This is a genomic window from Chryseobacterium sp. GW821-FHT04C04 (genome assembly GCF_059420365.1).
This window is the reverse complement of sequence record NZ_JBWKTO010000001.1, coordinates 169204-188216: the sequence shown is the minus strand read 5'-3', so window position 1 is coordinate 188216 and position 19013 is coordinate 169204. Positions and strand designations below refer to the sequence as shown.

The following is a 19013-nucleotide window of genomic DNA, read 5'->3' as shown; positions in this document are numbered from 1 at the left end:
TGAAATGATGATATTAGAATCTTAAAGTCGCTGCAACAGACCAGGTTCTTCCAAAACCAAGAAATCCTGTGTTACCATCAGCAATACCCTGATACACTCTTCCGGCATCCTGATACGTTTTTCCGGCATCCGGACCATTGGCAATTTTATCCCCTGCGAAAATGTTAGAGCTTAATTCAGAAACGTAATATTTATTGAATACGTTGTACACATTAGCTCTCAGTGTTAAAGATTTTTTCGCATCAATCGTGAACTTGTAAGAAGCTCCCACATCAAATAAATGATAGCTTGGTAATTTTACAATTCCTTTTTCTCTAGCTGCTTCAGTAAGGAAGTTGATTGGATTGAACTGTGCATATAATTTGTCATAATATTCCCAGTTGGCATCAATACTGAAAGCTTTCGTAATATTGTAATCAGCCCCGATGCTAGCGGTTGTTTGAGCGGCATCTCCAACCTTCAGATCTTTGATATTGATCATTCCTGTTGCTCCGGATACTTCCTGATTGCTTTGAACATCAAGGATGTTGAAATTAGCGTTTCCTTTATATTTCCAGTTACCCAAAGATAACATTCCTCTAAGCTTAAGGTTGGTAAAAGGTCTTGCCTTTGCTTCCAATTCAATCCCCTGGTGTACTTGTCCAACATTCAGAGCATTGTAGAAATAAGCATTTCCAAGGTTCAACTGAGGAAACTTTGCAATATCTGCGGAAGTAGCATTGAATGTTCTTGAAATAAATCTGTCATCCCACTGCGTTCTGTAGGCATTGATATTCACATCTACATAACGAGATTTGAAACCATATCCCAACTCTACAGAGAAGATTCTTTCATTCTTTGCATCGTTGTAAATATTCTGATTTGACGGGAACAAGGCGTTGAATAATGGCTGTCTGGAAATAACTCCTGTATTGAAAAATACATTATGATGGTCATCTATATTATAGTTGGCCCCACCTTTTACAATATAACCTGTTTTGTGATACCATTTTGTTTCCTGGTTTCCAGGAGTGTACAGCATATAGTCTATTCTCTTATAGTATTGTTCGGAAAGAGATCCCTGTACAGAGGCACTTAGTTTTTCAGAGCTGTACTCAACCATTCCATAGATCCCTGCCCATTTTACCAAACCTTCGTTGTGTATAGAGACTTTCTGAGCATCTTTAAGCTTAGTAAGCGGTTCCGGTTTTACGGTTTGGTTAATATAATATCCTTTTGGAGCATTCGCTGTATTGGGAACAAATACTGCATCAGATCCTAACATATCCGTTACAATATCATACAGTGCTCCTTTATAAGTTTTAAGATCAATACCTCCGTTAAAGGTCCAGTTATTTTTTTTGTAATTAAGGTCTGCAATGACACCATACCAGTCATGAGCATTAATACTTTGCTTTCTCACGATACCATTGGTTCCGTTGAGCGTCGCTACATATTGTCCGTTGTAATCACCGGGAGAACCTGCAGGCGCAGTAAAGGTTGATTTCTGGAAGGTATTTCCATTATAATCTGTTACCATACCCCCTCTGTTATAACGGTAAATCATATCCCAGTTGATGGTACCATCTCCACCAGCACCATAATTCATGAAATTCATGGTTTGTCCGCTGCCGTTTTTAATAGAACCATTAAGTCCGGTACCACCGCCGCCACGTCCCCATGAACCATAAAGAACGGTAGATAACTTCAGATTATCATTTATAGACCAGTCCCAGTTCAAGGATGCAATAGGCTTATGATAGAAGTTAGGAGCCAGATTGAATTGAGAACCATTCAACATTCCTGTTTGTGGATTGTACCTTCTTCCATAAGTTTCAAATTGCTGTAGAGTAGCCACATTCGCTCCGGTTGCTGAAGATCTTCTGGTGTCGTGTACCTGAGGTGCTCCGGTTGCAATTAAATTGAAGGCATGTTTCTCATTAGGCTTAAATCCTGTTGAGAAAAACCATGAATAACCTTCTCCTTTTGTTCCGTTGATGTAGCCATCACCCTGCCAGCGGGAAAGTAATACCGTGGTTCCCCATTTGTTCTTTAATCCGGAAGAATACATTGCTGATATTCTGGAATAGTTGTCGTTTCCAACTTCTCCCTTAATCATTGCTTTTTGTTCAGAATCGGTAGCTTTGGTTACAATATTGATGGTTCCCCCTACAGAAGGAACTACAAATTTAGAAGCCCCCAAACCTCTCTGGATCTGGATGTTGCTCGCAATATCTGCCAATCCCGTCCAGTTGGACCAGTATACAGTACCTCCCTGCATGTCGTTAACAGGCTGCCCGTTAATAATAACCGCAATGTTGGCACCATCAAAGCCTCTCATGTTGATTCTGCTGTCTCCAAATCCTCCACCTACTTTGGTAACGTATACGGATGGGGTAGACTTCATAATCTCAGGAAATTCTCTATTTCCTAACTTCTCCTGAATCTCTGCTGCCTTAATGTTGGAAACTGCAACAGGAGTTTTTCTCTCTTTGGCTGTTTGGGAAAGGTTTCTACCTACCAACATAACCTCATCAATAGATTTTGATTTTTCTAATGAATCCTTTGTACTCTGCCCATAATATATGGCGGCCGTAGGTAATACAAGCGCTATAAAAAGTCGCTTTTTAAAAGTAATGCTCATGAAATAAACTAGCGTGTTTGATTTTAAGGGTGCAAAGATGAAAATTTATTTTTTAATAAAGTATTAAATCTTCATTACGTGACTTCATACAGCGCGTGAAATGAGTATGATCACTCATTTTTTTGAGTGTATTAATTATTTCAGATCTTTAGTTTACAATTTGTTATAGAAAATAAAATGTTATATAAAAGAAATCTGTTTAAAGGCATAAAATAATTATGTAGCTCCTATGAAATTAATCATGGCATACTTTTTCCCTGAATGGTTTTTATTGGTTGATTTATTTTGTATCAATTTTAATATATTTGTAGATACTATTTGTATCCATTTTATTTTCTAAGACTGTATAAGGTTTTCAGGAAGTAATTGGAAGGTATGAAAGATGATAAAGTATTAAAAAAATAGAAAAATATGACCCAGCTCAGCTTGTTCGATTCAGAAGAATTATATGAATTTCCAAAGGATCTTCTGGAGTATAGAGAGCATTTTTTGAGCAGGGAAGAAGCGGATCAGCTTAGGGCCCATCTGCTGGAAACCGCTCCCTGGAAACAACGTACCCAGAAAATGTATGATAAAATGGTTTTGACTCCACGTTTAACAGCATGGTATGGAGATCCAGAAAATGCTTATCCTTTGGGTGATGGTGAACTGGATACTCATTCCTGGACCCCGGAACTATTTTCCTTAAAACAAAAAATAGAGAAAACTTTTGGGTATCAGTTCAATTCCGTACTGCTTAATCTTTACCGGGATCACAATGATTCTGTTGCCTGGCATCGGGACAAGGAAAGCAGATATGGAAACCGCCCGGTGATTGCATCGGTAAGTTTGGGACAGACAAGAAACTTTGATTTCCGGAAAAAAGATCATCATCAGAGTAAATACAGCCTGCCTCTTCCCCATGGTTCATTATTGATTATGAAAGGAGATTTACAGGAAAACTGGGAACATCGGATTGCCAAATCTGCGACCTCTATGAAAGAGCGTATCAATCTGACATTTAGAATGCTTCGTTGACCCATTTTTGGATGAAAATCCTTTTGCTAAAACTTTTCTTTGACATTACATCCTGTATTAGTACTGTAGCAATTAATGATACAGCAATTAAAGCTTTCAAAAAAGATATAGTGCAGTTAAAAACATAGTTCTTCCTTGTTTCGATCATAAAATGTGGTATGAAATGTATAATCATAATCCTTTAAAAGTTACTGTTTTTTCAAATATTGTGAGTATTTTTGAACCTAAAGTACCAGTATTTAATTATTGATTTTAACTTCTATGATTTTAATTGTTGATGACAACCAAAGTAATCTTTATTCACTACAAAAATTACTTGAATCAAAAGACTTCCAAGTAGAAACAGCCAGCTCAGGAGAAGAGGCTCTTGGTAAAGCTCTAAAAAATGACTATGCCCTGATTATTTTAGACGTTCAAATGCCAGATATGGATGGTTTTGAAGTTGCCGAAACATTGGCAGATTATAGTAAAACGAAGGAAGTTCCTATTATATTTTTATCCGCCGTTAATACAGATAAAAAATTTATAACACGTGGTTATGCTTCCGGCGCCAAAGACTATGTAACCAAACCTGTAGATCCTGAAATCCTTTTACTTAAGGTAAAAACTTTCTATAATCTTCAGGAGCAGAATATAGCCATGAAAAAGACCCAGCAGAATCTTGAATTAGAGGTGAAGGGAAGGCGGGAGTCTCAGGTTACGATGAAGTCTCAGATAGATCATTTTCATTTAATGCTGGAATCTCTTCCTCAGATTGCATTCACATTTAATGAAGCAGGAATTATTGATTTTGTTAATGGTAAATGGTATCAATACTCTGATGCTGAACAGAATTTCCCTGAAACACATCCTGACGATCATGATATCAAGGAGGAATTTGAGCGATGCAGGAAAAAAGGAAAGGCTCTCGAATTAGAAATTAGAATTAAAAACGTGATTTCCGGCCATTACCGGTATCATTTGTTGAGAGTAACTCCTGTATATTATGATGAAGACCGTATTAAGAACTGGGTTGGAACTTTTACGGATATTGATGATCAGAAAAAAGTGGAAAAAGAAAAAGATGAGTTTTTAAGTATTGCAAGCCATGAGTTGAAAACACCTTTAACCAGTATTAAAGCATACGTTCAGTTATTGGAAAGAAAATTAAAACTAGATAAAGACAGTCCTGAAGCAGGATTTGTGACGAAAGTTCAAGGACAGATTGAGAAGCTGAATACACTGATTACAGATCTGCTGGATGTTTCCAAGATCGAAAATGGAAAACTGAAAATCAATAAAAAGCAGGTTAATCTGGAAAAAGTTATCAGTAACGCCATTGAAACGATACTGCAGACCCATGATGAAGGTAAAGTCAAAATTGAACGCCACGGAATCAAACCAGATATTTTAATCCCATTAGACGAAATCCGTATAGAACAGGTACTGATTAATTTTCTCACCAATGCGATTAAATATTCTCCCCATAACAATCAGGTAATTGTCACCACCTTTGTAGATGAAGAAGCACAGGAGGTCAGAGTTAGTGTAACTGATTTCGGTATTGGAATCCCTGATTTTAAACAGGATGCCGTATTTAAAAAATTCTATAGGGTAGAAGAATCGTCACTACAGTTCCAGGGAATGGGGATTGGATTGTTTATCTGCTCTGAAATCATCAAACAGCATCATGGAAGTGTTGGCGTTTCCAGTATCATAGATGAAGGTTCTACTTTTTATTTCACATTACCCCTAAATTAATTTGCATGCCGAAAAAAATTATAAGAAATCTTCAGTTTGGAGTAGGTCTTTCCCTTTTGATTTTAATAGCAAGTTCACTGGCTTCCTATTGGAGTATCCAGAATCAGATGAATCATCGCGAAAGTCTTTCCAAAAGCAGACGTTCTGTGACAGCAGTGAAAGATGTGCTGGTAGCATTACTGGATGCAGAAACAGGTAACAGAGGGTATCAGCTGACCGGAAGAGAGGATTTTCTGGAGCCATACAACCGTGGTTTGAGGGAATATCCTAAAGCTTTGATACGTGCAGAATCATTAGGAATTCAGGATGAAAATCAATTGGAGAGACTTGCTGGCTTAAAAGCAGCAGTTAATCAGGTGATGGAGAATCTGAAGCAATTGGTTGACAATAGACGCAGAGGCATCATAATGACTCAGCAGCAGATAGTTACTGGTAAAGCCTATATGGATCAGTGCCGGAAAGCGGTAAATGATTTTGTACAATATGAAGAAAGCCAGTTGGAAATTAAAAACAAAGACTTAAACCGTTCATCCAGTACAACTGTTATTTTTATTATTTTTTCTGCGTTGGCCGCAGTAGTAGTAACGATATTCTTCTATATCAAAATGAGAGCAGATCTTATTCGAAGAGATAAGCTGGAAAAAATGCTTAAAGAAAAAGATCAGGAAATGACACGGCGTGTAAGTGCCATTCAAAAAATTGCAAATAGAGTTGCCAATGGCGATTACAATGAAAAAGTTATAGATAATGCACAGGACGACCTTGGAGGTCTTGTAGATTCTCTTAATCATATGACAGAATCTCTTAAAATCTCTTTTGATAAAATTAATAAAAGTGACTGGCGGCAGAAAGGTCTTGCGTTGTTGAATGAATCCCTGGTAGGAAATAAGTCGGTAAAAGAAGTTTCGGATAAAGCGTTAAAACAATTGATTGAATATGGGAACTGTATCAATGGTTCACTATATCTGTACGACGAAGGGATCCTAAAGCTTAATAAAGCATTCGGGCTGGAAGCTAATATGAAAAAGACTTTTGAACCTGGGGAAGGAATGGTAGGACAAGCCTTTATTAATGCTGAAACTAAGGTTTATAATAACCTGCATGAAGATGATTTTGTAGTAACTTTTGCCAGCAGCACTATTAAAATATACGGAATTATATTGATCCCTATTTTTGCAGATGGATATGCAATTGGAGTTTTGGAGCTGGGTTCAACTTCTAACTTTGATGAAGACAGAATCAGCTATTTTAAAGAATGTGCTGTCAATATAGGAATTGCGCTGAATGCTGCAAAAGGAAGAGAAAAAGAACAGCAGTTATTGGAAGAAACTCAGGCACAGTCTGAAGAATTACAGGTTCAGCATTCTGAACTGGAAAATCTGAATACTGAACTGGAAGCACAAACACAAAAGCTCCAGGCTTCAGAAGAGGAATTGAAAGTACAGCAGGAAGAACTGATGCAGGCCAATGCTGAACTCGAAGAACGTTCAAGATTATTGGAAGAAAAAAATCATTTGATCGCTGAGCGTAATAATGAAATTCAGAAAAAAGTAGAGGAACTGGCTTTAAGTACAAAATATAAGTCCGAATTCCTGGCTAATATGTCCCATGAATTGCGTACCCCTCTGAATTCTATTCTACTTCTGTCAAGGCTGATGGCAGAAAATCCGGATGAAAACCTCAACGAAGATCAGGTAGAATCCGCAAAAGTGATTCAAAGTTCGGGGACAAGTTTATTAACTCTGATCGATGAAATCCTGGATTTAGCGAAAATAGAATCCGGTAAAATGACCCTGGAATATCAGGATGTGATCATAGAAGAAGTGGTAACAGATTTAAAGAGTCTTTTCAATCCTGTATTTCAGGAGAAAGCTCTTCCATTTAATATCCAGATCGATCAAAATGTGCAGGCCGTTATTGAAAGTGACCGTCTCCGAATCGATCAGGTATTGAGAAATTTATTGTCTAATGCTTTAAAATTTACAACAAAAGGAAGCATCGATTTACATATCAGAAAACATGCTGAAAAACCGGATTTTATTATATTCTTAGTAAAAGATACCGGTGTTGGGATCGCAGAGGAAAAGCAAAAAATTATCTTTGAAGCATTCCAGCAGGCTGACGGATCTACCAAAAGGAAATTTGGAGGTACGGGCTTAGGACTTTCAATAAGCCGTGAAATTGCAAGACTTCTGGGAGGAGAGCTGACTCTGCAAAGTGAATTGAACAAGGGGAGCGAGTTTAGCTTTGTCATTCCTGTACATGCTGTTACTGAAATTGTTCATTCTGAAACAGATCAGGATCTGGTAGAGATTATACGTGAAGACGTTGAAGAAATTCAGAATATTCTCGATGAGGGCGAAAAACCAGTAGTTCAGCTGAATATATTGGATATTCCTGAAGATGTTGCGGACGACAGAGATCATATTAAAGAGGGGGACAAGGTTATTTTGATTATAGAAGATGATGTTAATTTTGCAAAAGCATTATTAAAGTTTGCGCATTTACAAAATTACAAAGGTATTGTTGTGGTAAGAGGAGACCATGGTTTGTCAGCAGCTCAGCAGTATCGTCCACATGCAATTTTATTGGATGTTCAACTTCCTGTAAAAGACGGCTGGGAAGTAATGGATGAACTGAAATCTGACTCTGCTACCAAACATATTCCGGTCCACATGATGTCTGTTCTGCATCTTCAAAAAGAAAGTCTTATGAAAGGGGCCGTTGATTTTATCAATAAGCCGGTAGCACTGGATAAAATGACAGATGTATTCAGAAAAATTGAAAATGCATTAGAGAAAGGGCCTCAGAAAGTTCTCATCGTTGAAGAGAATGCCAAACATGCCAGTGCATTATCCTATTTCTTGAGCAATTTTAATATTTCTTTGTCCGTAGAACACAATGTGGAAGATAGTGTAAAAGCATTGACTTCTGATCTTGTGGATTGCGTTATTCTGGATATTGGGAATTCAAAAGGAAACGAATATCGCGTAATAGAATCAATCAAAAGTTATGACGGGCTGGAGAACCTTCCTATCATTATTTTTACAGAGCATAATTTATCGAAGGAAGAAGAACTGAAAATAAAGCAGTATGCAGATTCTATTGTTGTAAAAACGGCACATTCTTATCAAAGAATTTTAGATGAGGTAGGTTTATTCTTACATTTGGTGGAAGAAAAAAACAATGCATCTGAAAATACCGCAAGTAAGGCCCTGGGATCTTTAACAGAAGTATTGAGCGGAAAAAAAGTACTCATCACAGATGATGATGTACGAAATATCTTCTCTTTAACAAAAGCCCTGGAAAAATATAAAGTAGATGTGATTGTAGCTATGGATGGGAAGCATGCTCTTCAGCAGCTTCAGCACAATCCTGATGTAGATGTTATTTTAATGGATATGATGATGCCTGAAATGGATGGATATGAAACCATCAGGGAAATCAGAAAAATGCCCGTATTTAAAAGGCTGCCTATTATAGCTATTACCGCCAAATCTATGATTGGAGAACGTGAAAAATGTATTACCGCCGGAGCTTCAGATTATATCTCAAAACCTGTAGATATAGATCAGTTATTATCTCTCCTTCGCGTTTGGTTATATGAAAGTTAAACAGATAAAATTCTGATGAATAAGAAAATTTTAATTGTGGATGATGATCCACGTAATATATTTGCATTGAAACTCACTCTCAAGGCCCGTGGATATGCCGTTGAGACCAGTACAATGGCTCAGGAAGCTTTTGATATTCTGATGTCAGACCAAAAGTTTTCTGCTGTTCTTATGGATATGATGATGCCGGGAATAGATGGATATGAAGCGGTCAGAATGATAAGACGTACCCCAGAGATCAAGGATATTCCTGTCATTGCGGTTACTGCACAGGCAATGCCTGAAGACCGTCAGAAATGTATAGAGGTAGGAGCTGATGATTATGTCTCAAAGCCTATTGATGTGGATCTTTTAATAACAGCAATAGAAAAACTTTTATAGATGCTGGAACCAAGTATCATAAAAGATCAGGAAGTAGAATATCTGATCAATGATGTCTATGAGATGTATGGCTACGACTTTTCAGGTTATAGCAAGGCTTCGTTTAAAAGAAGAGTAAACCGGATATGCCTGTTGGACAGGTTTACCAGCTTTGCAGAGCTTAGATATACCATCATGAATGATCGGGAATATTTGAAACGCTTCGTGGAAGAAGTGACCGTAAACGTTACAGAAATGTTCAGGGATCCTTCTTTTTTTAAAACGTTGCGGGAGAAGATATTACCGCAGTTAGGCACCTATCCTTTGATCAGAATCTGGATTGCAGGCTGTTCCACTGGAGAAGAAGCTTATTCTATAGCAATTTTGTTGAAAGAAGCGGGTCTTTATCATAAATGCCTGATTTATGGTACTGATTTGAATCCTTCTGTTCTGGAAACTGCAAGAACCGGTGTTTTCCCTTTGCAGCAGATGAAACTGTATTCCGAAAATTATATGCTTTCAGGAGGGGTAAAAGATTTTTCCGACTATTATACTGCGAACTATGATAGCGTAAGATTTGATAAAAGTTTACAGGAAAAATTGATTTTATCTACCCACAATCTGGTGTCAGACAGCTCTTTTAACAGTTTTCAGCTGATCATATGCAGAAATGTCCTTATCTATTTTGAAAGAGAACTGCAGGAAAGAGTATTCCGTCTTTTTGACAACAGTCTCGAGAATCTGGGTTTTCTCGCTCTGGGGGCCAAAGAAACGCTTAGATTTTCTACTATTGATAAGAATTATCATCAGATTGAAGACCAGAAAATATGGAAAAAACTTGATCACCATTTATAATAACTGCCATGAAATTACAAACGAACATAGAATTGATTGTCATCGGAGGGTCAGCAGGAAGTTTACAGGTTATTATTGAAATGGTTAAAAATCTTGATGATGCTGTGAATATACCTATTGTTCTGGTAGTTCATCGTAAAGCTCAATCAGGAGATGTTTTAAGAACCCTTTTGCAGCAGTTTACTAAGATACCTGTTATAGAAGTTGAAGATAAAACCGAAATCCGTGACCGTGCCATATATATTGTTCCTGCGGATTATCATCTGTTGTTTGAGGATAAGAAAAATATGTCATTGGACAGCTCAGAAAAGATGAATTATTCCCGTCCTTCAATAGATGTCACCTTCAGGTCAGCAGCTGAAATTTATGAAGAAAATATGATAGGGATACTTTTATCAGGAGCCAATGCTGATGGAGTGGAAGGACTGAGCTATATTAAAAAAAACAAAGGACAGGTCTGGATTCAGGATCCTGAAACAGCAGAGGTGGAATATATGCCCAGGCATGCGATAGAAAAGATTGATTATGATTTAATTATCAGACCTGATAGTTTAGCAGATTACATCAATCAATTGTAATATTTGTGAATAGAATAATCTAAATAATATGAGTAAAAAGAAAATTTTAATTTTTGATGATGATACGGCTATTTTAGAAGTAGTCACCATCATATTTGAAGAAAACGGCTATGATGTCAAAATTTCAGAAACATCACATGATATTCTTGAGAAAGTAGCAGAATATAAGCCTGATGTTATTCTCATGGATAACTGGATTCCAAGAATCGGAGGAGTGGAAGCAACAAAACTTCTCAAAAGTACTGAAGAATTTAAGCATATTCCGGTAATCTATGTTACCGCAAATAATGATATTGTTGCTTTGGCAGCAGAAGCTCAGGCAGATGATTATGTATCAAAACCTTTTAATCTCGATGATCTTGAAGAAAAGGTAGCAAAACATATAAAAGAACAGGTATAAATATCAAATGTTTTGATCTTTAACTGATGACTGAAAGTAAAAATCTCTCAAAATTTTGAGAGATTTTTTTTATGTAAAAAGAATAATCTTATTGGTTTTTTCTGAGAATTTCCAATGCACTGATGATTTGGGATCTTGTTAAAGAATAGGTATTCACTTTATAAATCAAAGAGTGTAATAAATTATAAAGTTCTGGGTTTCCCATTATAAAATCTGAGAATGTTTTGACCAGAATTGTCTTTTTTGAAATGATGTTTTGTGCAATCATATACTCAAAGCTAAGATCAATATCAATATTTAATTCTTGCCTTACGGTTAAATTGAAATACTCATCAATCAGATATTTATCTGTTATTGGATTTAATATTTTAGTTTTAGTTTCATCCATAACTGTTATTATTACACTTTAAAATACAAATTTTATACCGTGTAAAATAAAAACCTCTAGTATTAATAAATACAAACTTTATTCTTGAGATAAGTTGTTTTTAAAATTAGCGATAAAGTCCTCTGCAGTGGGAATATTTTCCAGATTCTTTTTAATTTTTTCCAAAAGATCATTGAATGATGCTTCTCCATTTAAAACCTTCAATGAATATTCGAATGGATATAAAGAAATAACACCCCCATTATTGTTATACTTCAAAGTCATGAATCTTAAAGGATATTCCGGGGTTTTGTCCCTGTATAGCTTAAATCCTAATTCTTGGATCATATAGTAGGAAAATGCTACCGTTAGCATCAGCCCAATCTCTTTGTCATCCTGATCAAATGATTTACAATACTGATAAAACCCAGGTTCTTCAGTAACAGCTTTATCTATATTGCTGGGATGGTAGATCGGATTTTCTATAGCCGGTATTATTGTATTATCGATAAAAAAACTATTTAACATTCTGAAAGAGCCGTCAACCAGAACATCATCTGATAAAATCTGATCTTCAGTATATCTGTTGTTAAAATATTCATCTGTATATAGTCCATCGATTCTAGGATTTTCAGACGGCTGATTGGCTGTATTTTTATTTTTTGAAAAAATATTTTTGAAGAAATTCATGGGTTACAGTTTCTATAGTGTATTGTTTGACAAATATAAAAATAATTGATAATCCATTGAGATTATTATTTTCCTGTGTCGTTTTCTTTTTACGAAAAAAAGCTGCACCTTTGTCGCAACAATGGGGTGCCGCAGGTTACAGTGGCTGAGATGATACCCAGGAATGTACTTCCACACCTGATCTGGATAATACCAGCGTAGGGATTGCTTATTTATCATCTCATCATTTGATTTCTAAAGATTAATATGATGCAGGACATTTTAAAACAAATTACCTTACCGGAATGGTTTGGGGTCTTATTTTCGATAATCCAGGTCTTACTGGCCCGCAAAAACAATGTCAACAACTATCTTTTCGGAATTGCCGGTATTCTGCTTACTTTGTATGTAATGCTTACATCAAAATTGTATGCTGAGTTTACATTAAACCTTTATTATTTGGTAATGAGCATCTATGGATGGCTGTATTGGAAATTCGGGAAGCAAAAATCTGAAATGGAAATCTCTTTTACATCAACTGCTGAAAAATGGATTACCGGAGGAATTGTACTGGGAACCTTTAGTTTATTCTGGTTCTTTCTAACCCATTTTACCGACTCAGATGTTCCTATTTGGGATTCTTTGGTAAGTGCTTTTGCATGGGCAGGAATGTGGCTCATGGCAAGGCGAAAAATTGAAAACTGGGTGATACTGAACGTTAGTAATATTATTTCCATCCCCTTAATGATTCATAAAGAATTATATCTCTATGCTGTTTTAACGTCATTTTTATTTTTAGTAGCCATTTCCGGATATCTAGAATGGCAGAAAATTATTAAATCTAAAGCGCATGCTCAGTACTAAAGACATCAGAAAGGAGCTTCATGGCGCCTCTAGAATTTCTGACAAGGTGATAGAACATATTCACGAAGAAGGATGGTTTAAGATCTGGGTGCCAAAAAAATATGGAGGCTTAGGTTATCGTTTTGAAGAAGGCCTTAAAGCATTATTTGACTGGGCTAAAACCGATGGAAGCTTTGGGTGGATGCTGACACTTTGTGCCGGCGCCAATTATTTTTCCAGAAATATCAATCCTGAAGTTGCCCAATTACTGTTCACCCATTCTAAAACATGTTTTGGGGGAAGCGGAATGGTAGGCGGAACTGCGGAAAAACAAAATGAGAACACTTATCTTATTAATGGATTATGGAACTTTGCAACTGGCGCACCACATCTGACCCATTTTACACTCAATGCCAGCATTACAGAAAATGGGAAACCCATAACGGATGATGATGGCAACGAGATTATTCGCTCGTTCATCGTTCCGAAAGAACATGCTGTAATCATCCCCAATTGGAAATCTATGGGAATGAAAGCAAGCGGCACCTATTCTTTTACTATTAAAAATGTTATGGTAAGCGAAGATTACAGTTTTGTTTACGATATTTTTTTCACGAATGATATTCTGGACAGCATTCCGTTTCGGGTTTTTGCGGACTTGACACTTTTGGTCAATTATCTGGGGATCGCTTCTCATTTTATTGAAGAAGCAGAATCTATTCGTCCTCAGATCAATTTCAAAAGTTTTGCAGATTCCATTGAAAAACATTTGGAAAAAGTAGTAAGTATTTCCAGAAATGTTGAAAATGCGCTCAGTGATAACAATGCAATTCCGGCAGATCAACAAAACGAAATTCATAACTATGGGGTAGAACTGGTTCAGCAATTATCCCATCAGATACTTAGGATATACACACAACTGGGAATCCGGGCAACAGATACAGATTCTACAGTGTATCAGGTGTTCTGTGATTATTTTACGGCGGCGATGCATTCCAATTTCAGGCCTTCAATCGATGATTTAAATGTATCTTTTTGAAATAAATCCTTAGTAGTGATTAAAATGTAAACTGCTTTTTTGTTTTTGAGTTCAAAGACGTTTTAAAAGTTGGATCATTTTAAAAAAATATATTCCGGTTATAAGCGCAGGGTATATTTTTTTGTGGCAAAATACCTTTCAGAAGAAGATATTGAAGAAATTGTTCAGGGTATTTTTATGCACGTCTGGAACCCATTCACCTGCAGAAATTGAAGGACTCATATTTAAGTCTGCCAAACAGGAAATCTCCAATTTTTATTCTTTATTATTGAGTAAGGGTTTGGAGGAGAAAGTTTTAGGATTTTATCATCAAAAAACCCCTGCAAAATTTAAATTTTGCAGGGGTTTTATTTTTCAGCATATATCTTACATGCTTTCAGTGGAGAATTTGGGATTCGAACCCGCGACCTTTTGATGGGATGTCAGTAATGTAGTACGAAATGATAATTGAAAAATGTTAACTAAAATGAATAAAATGGTTTGTTTTGTTAACAAATAGTAAAGAAAATAGGTATGATATTTTGTTGTTGGCTTTATTTTTCTATATTTGGTGAATAAACTTAATAACTATGAAAAAACTATTACTTATCGCAAGTAGTGTATTATTGTTTTCTTGTACAACCAGTGAAGAATTGGAAACTTCGGTAAATACAGAAACAAACTCAAAACAAATTACTTTACAAAAGGGTAAATCAGCTGGAGCAAACCTTTTTGTAGGTGAAAACATCACATTAAAATGTAATGGCTCATCAAATTTCCAAAATCCCATTAACGTAAATCCTAATTATCCTTATGTAAGTTCTTATGAAGTGCTTTATGCTGATTTAGCACCAATGTTTGGGAGAAATCAAATCAGGCTTTCAGAGTTTGTTGCCAAAAATATTTGGGGGTATGGAGGGCCCTTTACCAGCCTCACTGAGATTTATATTGGATACAATGCAATGAATGCTTTCAATAGTTCAAGTGCAAATTATAGCTATATTCAAGATTATACTATAGGTCAGGACGGAGATAATGCGCAAATCTATGGAGATATGTTTGGAAGCAATGGCGTTCCTATGACCAATGATGCAGCCAATACAGTTTATCATGGTTTTAAGGCTAAGATAGACCAATTAACTTCCCAGGGTAAACAAATAGTAGCGGTTCACCTTTACACTGACGGTCTACTTTGTATTCCAAGTGTGAGGTTTATTAAAATGACTGTGAAAGTATTATAAATAGTTCTGCTAAAATTCAAAGCCCCAATTATGGGGCTTTTTTATTTAGGTATCCAGAAATCTGTTATTATTGCTTTTATCTACTTAATGAAGTTGTGCAGTTTTAATATAATTTCAGCCAAAAATAGGATTGATTGAGAAGTTATTGAATGAGAAAAGGAGGCTTTTAGCGGCAATAAGCATATTTTTATTTAATATAGTTGAATAAAAATTACAAAATAGTTGTACATATCATTTAAATACTTACTTTTGTACCGCTTTAAAAAACGGGGGATTGGCGCAGTTGGCTAGCGCGTTTGACTGGCAGTCAAAAGGTCACGGGTTCGAATCCCGTATTCTCCACTTGGTGCAACTGATACAATCTTCAAAATGCACAAAAAGGTTTATAAATCCTGCAAAAAATAAAAATTTTGCAGGATTTTTTTTATTTCTCAACTTGTAAAATCTTTAAATAAACTCATAAAGTTTGTGGCAAAATCACGGCCATTTTATTTTTTCTTATAAATAAAATTCAATGGTTTGATTATCAATGTCTAAATAAGCTTATCGACTTGTTTTCAAATACTTTTAATTCGACTTTTATTAATCTTTAAACGTTGTATTATGTTAGAACAAAGTTATGGAATGTCTTATTTTTTTAAGAGTTCAAAAAACAAATCAATCCGTATTTTTAGTAGGAGTTCATTAGATTGAGAAAGCAATTTTTGAATTTATATTTGTGGATATTTTTCCACAAGCTGATAAATGTATTTCCACAACATTTATAAAAACCTGCATAAATCTTAAAATATCTTTGTTCCCGTAATAACAATATCAATTAAGATATATAAAAGAATAATTAATGGTTAAAATTTACACAAAATTATTTTTTGCAGTGTTAGCTTTAAGTCCTGCTATTGTCTTTTCCCAGGCAGGAAATGTTGGTATTAATACTGTAAATCCAGGTTCCACTATGGATATCTCCGGATCATTAGCAGCAAATTATAATGCTGTCAATACAAATTCTTATAATTTGACCTCATCAGACTTCCATGTCTCTTATAATGGGAGTTCCGATGCTGTTTTTAATCTTCCTTCTGCAATCAGTGGGATAGGAAATTATAAAGGACGCATCTATAGGATTAAAAATAATACAAACTTTAGTATTACAGTAAATTCTGCAGCTCCGGAAACCATTAATGGAAATTCCAGCGTTCTTGTGCCAGCAAATCAAAGTGTAGAATTAATTAATACCGGGCTTACTGGAGCTGCTTCGACTTGGGAAATACTTTCAAAAGGAACTTCTTCTACAGGAGATTATATTATTGTAAAGCCTAATGCTATTCAATCAGTATCTACCGGATCAGATATTACATTCGGGTCTGTAATTGCATCTAATAATATTACTTATAATGCCGGTGTTTTTAATTTGAAAGCCGGGAAAACATATGTGCTCCGTTGTCAACTGCATGCTACAGAGTTTTCACTGGCTGGAGGTTTCTTTGTCTATGAATGGGTTGATGCTTCGAATAATTCTGTGCTTCCTTCCGGTACCACCGGTGTTGTTGATGCAATCAATAATTATCCTGCAACCTCAATCGGCGGACAGCCAGAGGCTTATGCTATTTACAGGCCTGCGGTTGATACTTCTGTAAAAGTAAGATTGGGAGGAGCAGGAACAGCTCAGCTGAATCCTCAAATAGGATTTATGACCATAACAGAACTTGCAGGAGGTAACGGAAATGGCGGAACAACGATTATTAATAACAATATTACCGCAAGTAATGCGCTTACTTTATCAGGTACAGAGGTAAAATTGGGAGGAACTCTTTCACAAGCTACTGATATTGCAATGGCGGGAAACAATTTAAGTATTAATGGTGCCGGGAAAGTCCTGATGGGGACCAATACAGTACCGTTAGGTGCATCTAATGCAAAAGTTGTTATTGATAACGGGACTACCAATGGAGCTATTCAGATTAAAGACGGTACTCAGCAGTTGGGTTATGTACTGACGAGTGATGCCAACGGTTTAGCAACATGGTCATCCACTGTTACGACAGCATTTGCCAATAACTGGACACCATATACCGGAACACTGATAAATCCTTATACGGGGGGAACCGGGGCTGCCGGATTAAATACGGGAGTTCAGGTCACTATTCCGGCAAAGGGCTGGTATTTTTTCCGATGTGGAATGGCCATTAATTCTGACTGTAATGATTACTTTTTCTATATTAATGGTATTGGTGATGTCTGGAGAAGCTACTGTGGATCAAACACTGCTGCATTCATGTTTCCAAGAGATCAGAACCGGGTATTATATTTCCCAACACCTGGAACTTATACTGTTTTAGCGGGTAAAACAAATGGAGTAGTACCAGCCTCATTTAACGCTGGAAACCCTTCTTTTTATCTGGATTTTGTAAAATTCCAAAACTAATATAGCCGCCTTTTTATCAGAATAATAAGGTTCAGCGATTCTAAAAACACATAATACTTTACTGCAAGGATTTATTATTCATATAAATTAACTGGCAGTCAAAAGGTCACGGGTTCGAATCCCGTATTCTCCACAAAAGAGCTGTAATACATTGTATTACAGCTCTTTTTATTTTCAGTATTGACATCTTTCTTAAACTTCTCGGAATTTCAAAAGAATAGCCTAGATTTGGAGAAAAATAGAACATGGAATTTTCTCCTTTTAATCCTGTGATCAAGCTTTGCCTGCAAGGGATGAGCTTTGAAGACAAAGGAATGCCTGAAGAAGCCAACAGATTATTTTTGCAAGCCTGGGAAGAGTCTTCAAATGACCATGAAAAATTTCTGGCTGCTCATTACGCAGCGCATCATCAGAAAACGATTGTTGATCGGTTAAAATGGCTTGAAACCTCTTTAGAATTTGCTTTAAAAATAAATGATGATACGGTTAAAAGTGCTCTGCCTTCTCTTTACCAGAATATTTCCAAATGTTACGAGGAGTTAGGAGATACAGAAACATCAAAAAAGAATGCTGAACTGGCATTGTTACTTAAAAATAACCCGTCTGATAAAGGTCCTTTCTACCACGGAACAAAAGCCGATCTGCCTATTGGAGATCTGCTTACGGCTGGCGGAAACTCGAACTATAAATCGGAATTAAAAATGAAGCATGTTTATTTCACAGCATTGACCAATGGAGCAGGACTGGCTGCTGCACTGGCAAAAGGTGATGGAGCAGAGCGGGTATATATGGTGGAGCCAACAGGAGATTTTGAAAATGATCCCAATGTTACAGATAAGAAGTTTCCCGGAAATCCCACTCGTTCTTATCGCTCCGAAATGCCTCTGAAAATCATTGGGGAAATTACGGATTGGAGTAAGCCGGCTCCTGAAGATCTTCAAAAATTTCGTGAAAAATTAGATAATAATAAAGGAGAAATCATTAATTAATATTTAAATGACACTATTTGATTATACTCATAAAGTGGCGGTTACATCCTTTCATAGATTTTAAACCATGAAAAATTTCAGAAAACTAACGAGAGACAATTTAAAAGACATTTCAGGAGGTGCAGGTCCAATTCCTCATTGCAGAATAGGATACATCTATATGTGTCAGGCAGAAGGAGCTTGTTTTCCTGATCAGGATATTTGGGATTGCGCTTGCGGGTGTGTACCTGTAACAAAACCAGTATAATACAAAGCCCTCTGAAAAGTGAGTTTCCTT

The 19013-nt window shown here is 36.2% G+C and carries 16 protein-coding genes, 1 tRNA gene and 1 riboswitch; of the genes, 14 read left to right on the top strand and 3 right to left on the bottom strand.

Annotated features, from left to right (window positions below; all coding sequences use genetic code 11):
• Nucleotides 1–13: 13 nt before the first annotated feature.
• Nucleotides 14–2623, bottom strand: a complete 2610-nt coding sequence (locus tag AC07UM_RS00910; protein WP_494682896.1) for a TonB-dependent receptor — start codon at nucleotides 2621–2623, stop codon at nucleotides 14–16.
• Nucleotides 2624–3034: 411 nt separating this feature from the next.
• Here AC07UM_RS00910 and AC07UM_RS00905 point away from each other — a divergent pair, with 411 nt between their 5' ends.
• The 7 genes from AC07UM_RS00905 to AC07UM_RS00875 all read left to right on the top strand — a co-directional run bounded on the left by AC07UM_RS00905 (nucleotide 3035) and on the right by AC07UM_RS00875 (nucleotide 11187).
• Nucleotides 3035–3640 carry an alpha-ketoglutarate-dependent dioxygenase AlkB family protein gene (locus AC07UM_RS00905; protein ID WP_494682897.1) on the top strand — a complete coding sequence of 202 codons (606 nt, stop codon included), beginning with the start codon at nucleotides 3035–3037 and terminating at the stop codon, nucleotides 3638–3640.
• 261 nt (nucleotides 3641–3901) lie between these two features.
• Complete coding sequence (locus AC07UM_RS00900; protein WP_494682898.1) at nucleotides 3902–5380, top strand: hybrid sensor histidine kinase/response regulator; 1479 nt, start codon at nucleotides 3902–3904, stop codon at nucleotides 5378–5380.
• Between the two features lie 5 nt (nucleotides 5381–5385).
• A complete protein-coding gene (locus tag AC07UM_RS00895; protein WP_494682899.1) occupies nucleotides 5386–8994 on the top strand; it encodes a response regulator in 3609 nt (1202 codons plus the stop codon).
• 15 nt (nucleotides 8995–9009) lie between these two features.
• Nucleotides 9010–9375, top strand: a complete 366-nt coding sequence (locus tag AC07UM_RS00890) for a response regulator (RefSeq protein WP_185147138.1) — start codon at nucleotides 9010–9012, stop codon at nucleotides 9373–9375.
• The gene (locus AC07UM_RS00885) at nucleotides 9376–10209 is read left to right on the top strand and encodes a CheR family methyltransferase (RefSeq protein ID WP_494682900.1); all 834 of its coding nucleotides are present in this window, start codon (nucleotides 9376–9378) and stop codon (nucleotides 10207–10209) included.
• Nucleotides 10210–10217: 8 nt separating this feature from the next.
• Nucleotides 10218–10787, top strand: a complete 570-nt coding sequence (locus AC07UM_RS00880; protein WP_494682901.1) for a chemotaxis protein CheB — start codon at nucleotides 10218–10220, stop codon at nucleotides 10785–10787.
• A gap of 28 nt (nucleotides 10788–10815) precedes the next feature.
• Nucleotides 10816–11187, top strand: a complete 372-nt coding sequence (locus AC07UM_RS00875; protein WP_494682902.1) for a response regulator — start codon at nucleotides 10816–10818, stop codon at nucleotides 11185–11187.
• Between the two features lie 88 nt (nucleotides 11188–11275).
• On the opposite strand, the gene AC07UM_RS00870 is transcribed toward AC07UM_RS00875, so the two are convergent.
• Nucleotides 11276–11575, bottom strand: a complete 300-nt coding sequence (locus tag AC07UM_RS00870; RefSeq protein WP_494682903.1) for a hypothetical protein — start codon at nucleotides 11573–11575, stop codon at nucleotides 11276–11278.
• A 78-nt stretch (nucleotides 11576–11653) separates the two neighbouring features.
• Nucleotides 11654–12244, bottom strand: a complete 591-nt coding sequence (locus AC07UM_RS00865; RefSeq protein WP_494682904.1) for a hypothetical protein — start codon at nucleotides 12242–12244, stop codon at nucleotides 11654–11656.
• A gap of 112 nt (nucleotides 12245–12356) precedes the next feature.
• Nucleotides 12357–12465, top strand: a riboswitch (TPP riboswitch).
• 25 nt (nucleotides 12466–12490) lie between these two features.
• Here AC07UM_RS00865 and pnuC point away from each other — a divergent pair.
• The 7 genes from pnuC (at nucleotide 12491) to AC07UM_RS00830 (ending at nucleotide 18983) form a co-directional block, all read left to right on the top strand.
• Nucleotides 12491–13087, top strand: a complete 597-nt coding sequence (pnuC, locus tag AC07UM_RS00860) for a nicotinamide riboside transporter PnuC (protein WP_236850119.1) — start codon at nucleotides 12491–12493, stop codon at nucleotides 13085–13087.
• Nucleotides 13074–14105, top strand: coding sequence for an acyl-CoA dehydrogenase family protein (locus tag AC07UM_RS00855; protein ID WP_494682905.1), 1032 nt, complete (start codon nucleotides 13074–13076; stop codon nucleotides 14103–14105). Before pnuC ends, AC07UM_RS00855 begins: the two co-directional genes overlap by 14 nt.
• 569 nt (nucleotides 14106–14674) lie before the next feature.
• Nucleotides 14675–15325, top strand: coding sequence for a hypothetical protein (locus tag AC07UM_RS00850; protein ID WP_494682906.1), 651 nt, complete (start codon nucleotides 14675–14677; stop codon nucleotides 15323–15325).
• 268 nt (nucleotides 15326–15593) lie between these two features.
• Nucleotides 15594–15667 (top strand) — tRNA-Ala (locus AC07UM_RS00845).
• Nucleotides 15668–16166: 499 nt separating this feature from the next.
• Nucleotides 16167–17747 (top strand): autotransporter outer membrane beta-barrel domain-containing protein, encoded by a 1581-nt coding sequence (locus AC07UM_RS00840; protein WP_494682907.1) that lies wholly within the window; start codon nucleotides 16167–16169, stop codon nucleotides 17745–17747.
• A 575-nt stretch (nucleotides 17748–18322) separates the two neighbouring features.
• The gene (gene arr / locus AC07UM_RS00835) at nucleotides 18323–18736 is read left to right on the top strand and encodes an NAD(+)--rifampin ADP-ribosyltransferase (protein WP_494683065.1); all 414 of its coding nucleotides are present in this window, start codon (nucleotides 18323–18325) and stop codon (nucleotides 18734–18736) included.
• Between the two features lie 67 nt (nucleotides 18737–18803).
• Nucleotides 18804–18983, top strand: coding sequence for a bacteriocin-like protein (locus tag AC07UM_RS00830; protein WP_494682908.1), 180 nt, complete (start codon nucleotides 18804–18806; stop codon nucleotides 18981–18983).
• Nucleotides 18984–19013 lie beyond the last annotated feature (30 nt).

Bases quoted from the DNA above. Each gene is read 5' to 3' on its own strand.
- AC07UM_RS00900 (WP_494682898.1), top strand. From the start codon at position 3,902: ATGATTTTAATTGTTGATGACAACCAAAGTAATCTTTATTCACTACAA.
- AC07UM_RS00875 (WP_494682902.1), top strand. From the start codon at position 10,816: ATGAGTAAAAAGAAAATTTTAATTTTTGATGATGATACGGCTATTTTA.
- AC07UM_RS00890 (WP_185147138.1), top strand. From the start codon at position 9,010: ATGAATAAGAAAATTTTAATTGTGGATGATGATCCACGTAATATATTT.
- AC07UM_RS00830 (WP_494682908.1), top strand. From the start codon at position 18,804: ATGAAAAATTTCAGAAAACTAACGAGAGACAATTTAAAAGACATTTCA.
- AC07UM_RS00855 (WP_494682905.1), top strand. From the start codon at position 13,074: ATGCTCAGTACTAAAGACATCAGAAAGGAGCTTCATGGCGCCTCTAGA.
- AC07UM_RS00880 (WP_494682901.1), top strand. From the start codon at position 10,218: ATGAAATTACAAACGAACATAGAATTGATTGTCATCGGAGGGTCAGCA.
- AC07UM_RS00840 (WP_494682907.1), top strand. From the start codon at position 16,167: ATGGTTAAAATTTACACAAAATTATTTTTTGCAGTGTTAGCTTTAAGT.
- AC07UM_RS00895 (WP_494682899.1), top strand. From the start codon at position 5,386: ATGCCGAAAAAAATTATAAGAAATCTTCAGTTTGGAGTAGGTCTTTCC.
- AC07UM_RS00885 (WP_494682900.1), top strand. From the start codon at position 9,376: ATGCTGGAACCAAGTATCATAAAAGATCAGGAAGTAGAATATCTGATC.
- AC07UM_RS00865 (WP_494682904.1), bottom strand. From the start codon at position 12,244: ATGAATTTCTTCAAAAATATTTTTTCAAAAAATAAAAATACAGCCAAT.
- AC07UM_RS00905 (WP_494682897.1), top strand. From the start codon at position 3,035: ATGACCCAGCTCAGCTTGTTCGATTCAGAAGAATTATATGAATTTCCA.
- AC07UM_RS00870 (WP_494682903.1), bottom strand. From the start codon at position 11,575: ATGGATGAAACTAAAACTAAAATATTAAATCCAATAACAGATAAATAT.
- AC07UM_RS00850 (WP_494682906.1), top strand. From the start codon at position 14,675: ATGAAAAAACTATTACTTATCGCAAGTAGTGTATTATTGTTTTCTTGT.
- AC07UM_RS00910 (WP_494682896.1), bottom strand. From the start codon at position 2,623: ATGAGCATTACTTTTAAAAAGCGACTTTTTATAGCGCTTGTATTACCT.
- pnuC (WP_236850119.1), top strand. From the start codon at position 12,491: ATGATGCAGGACATTTTAAAACAAATTACCTTACCGGAATGGTTTGGG.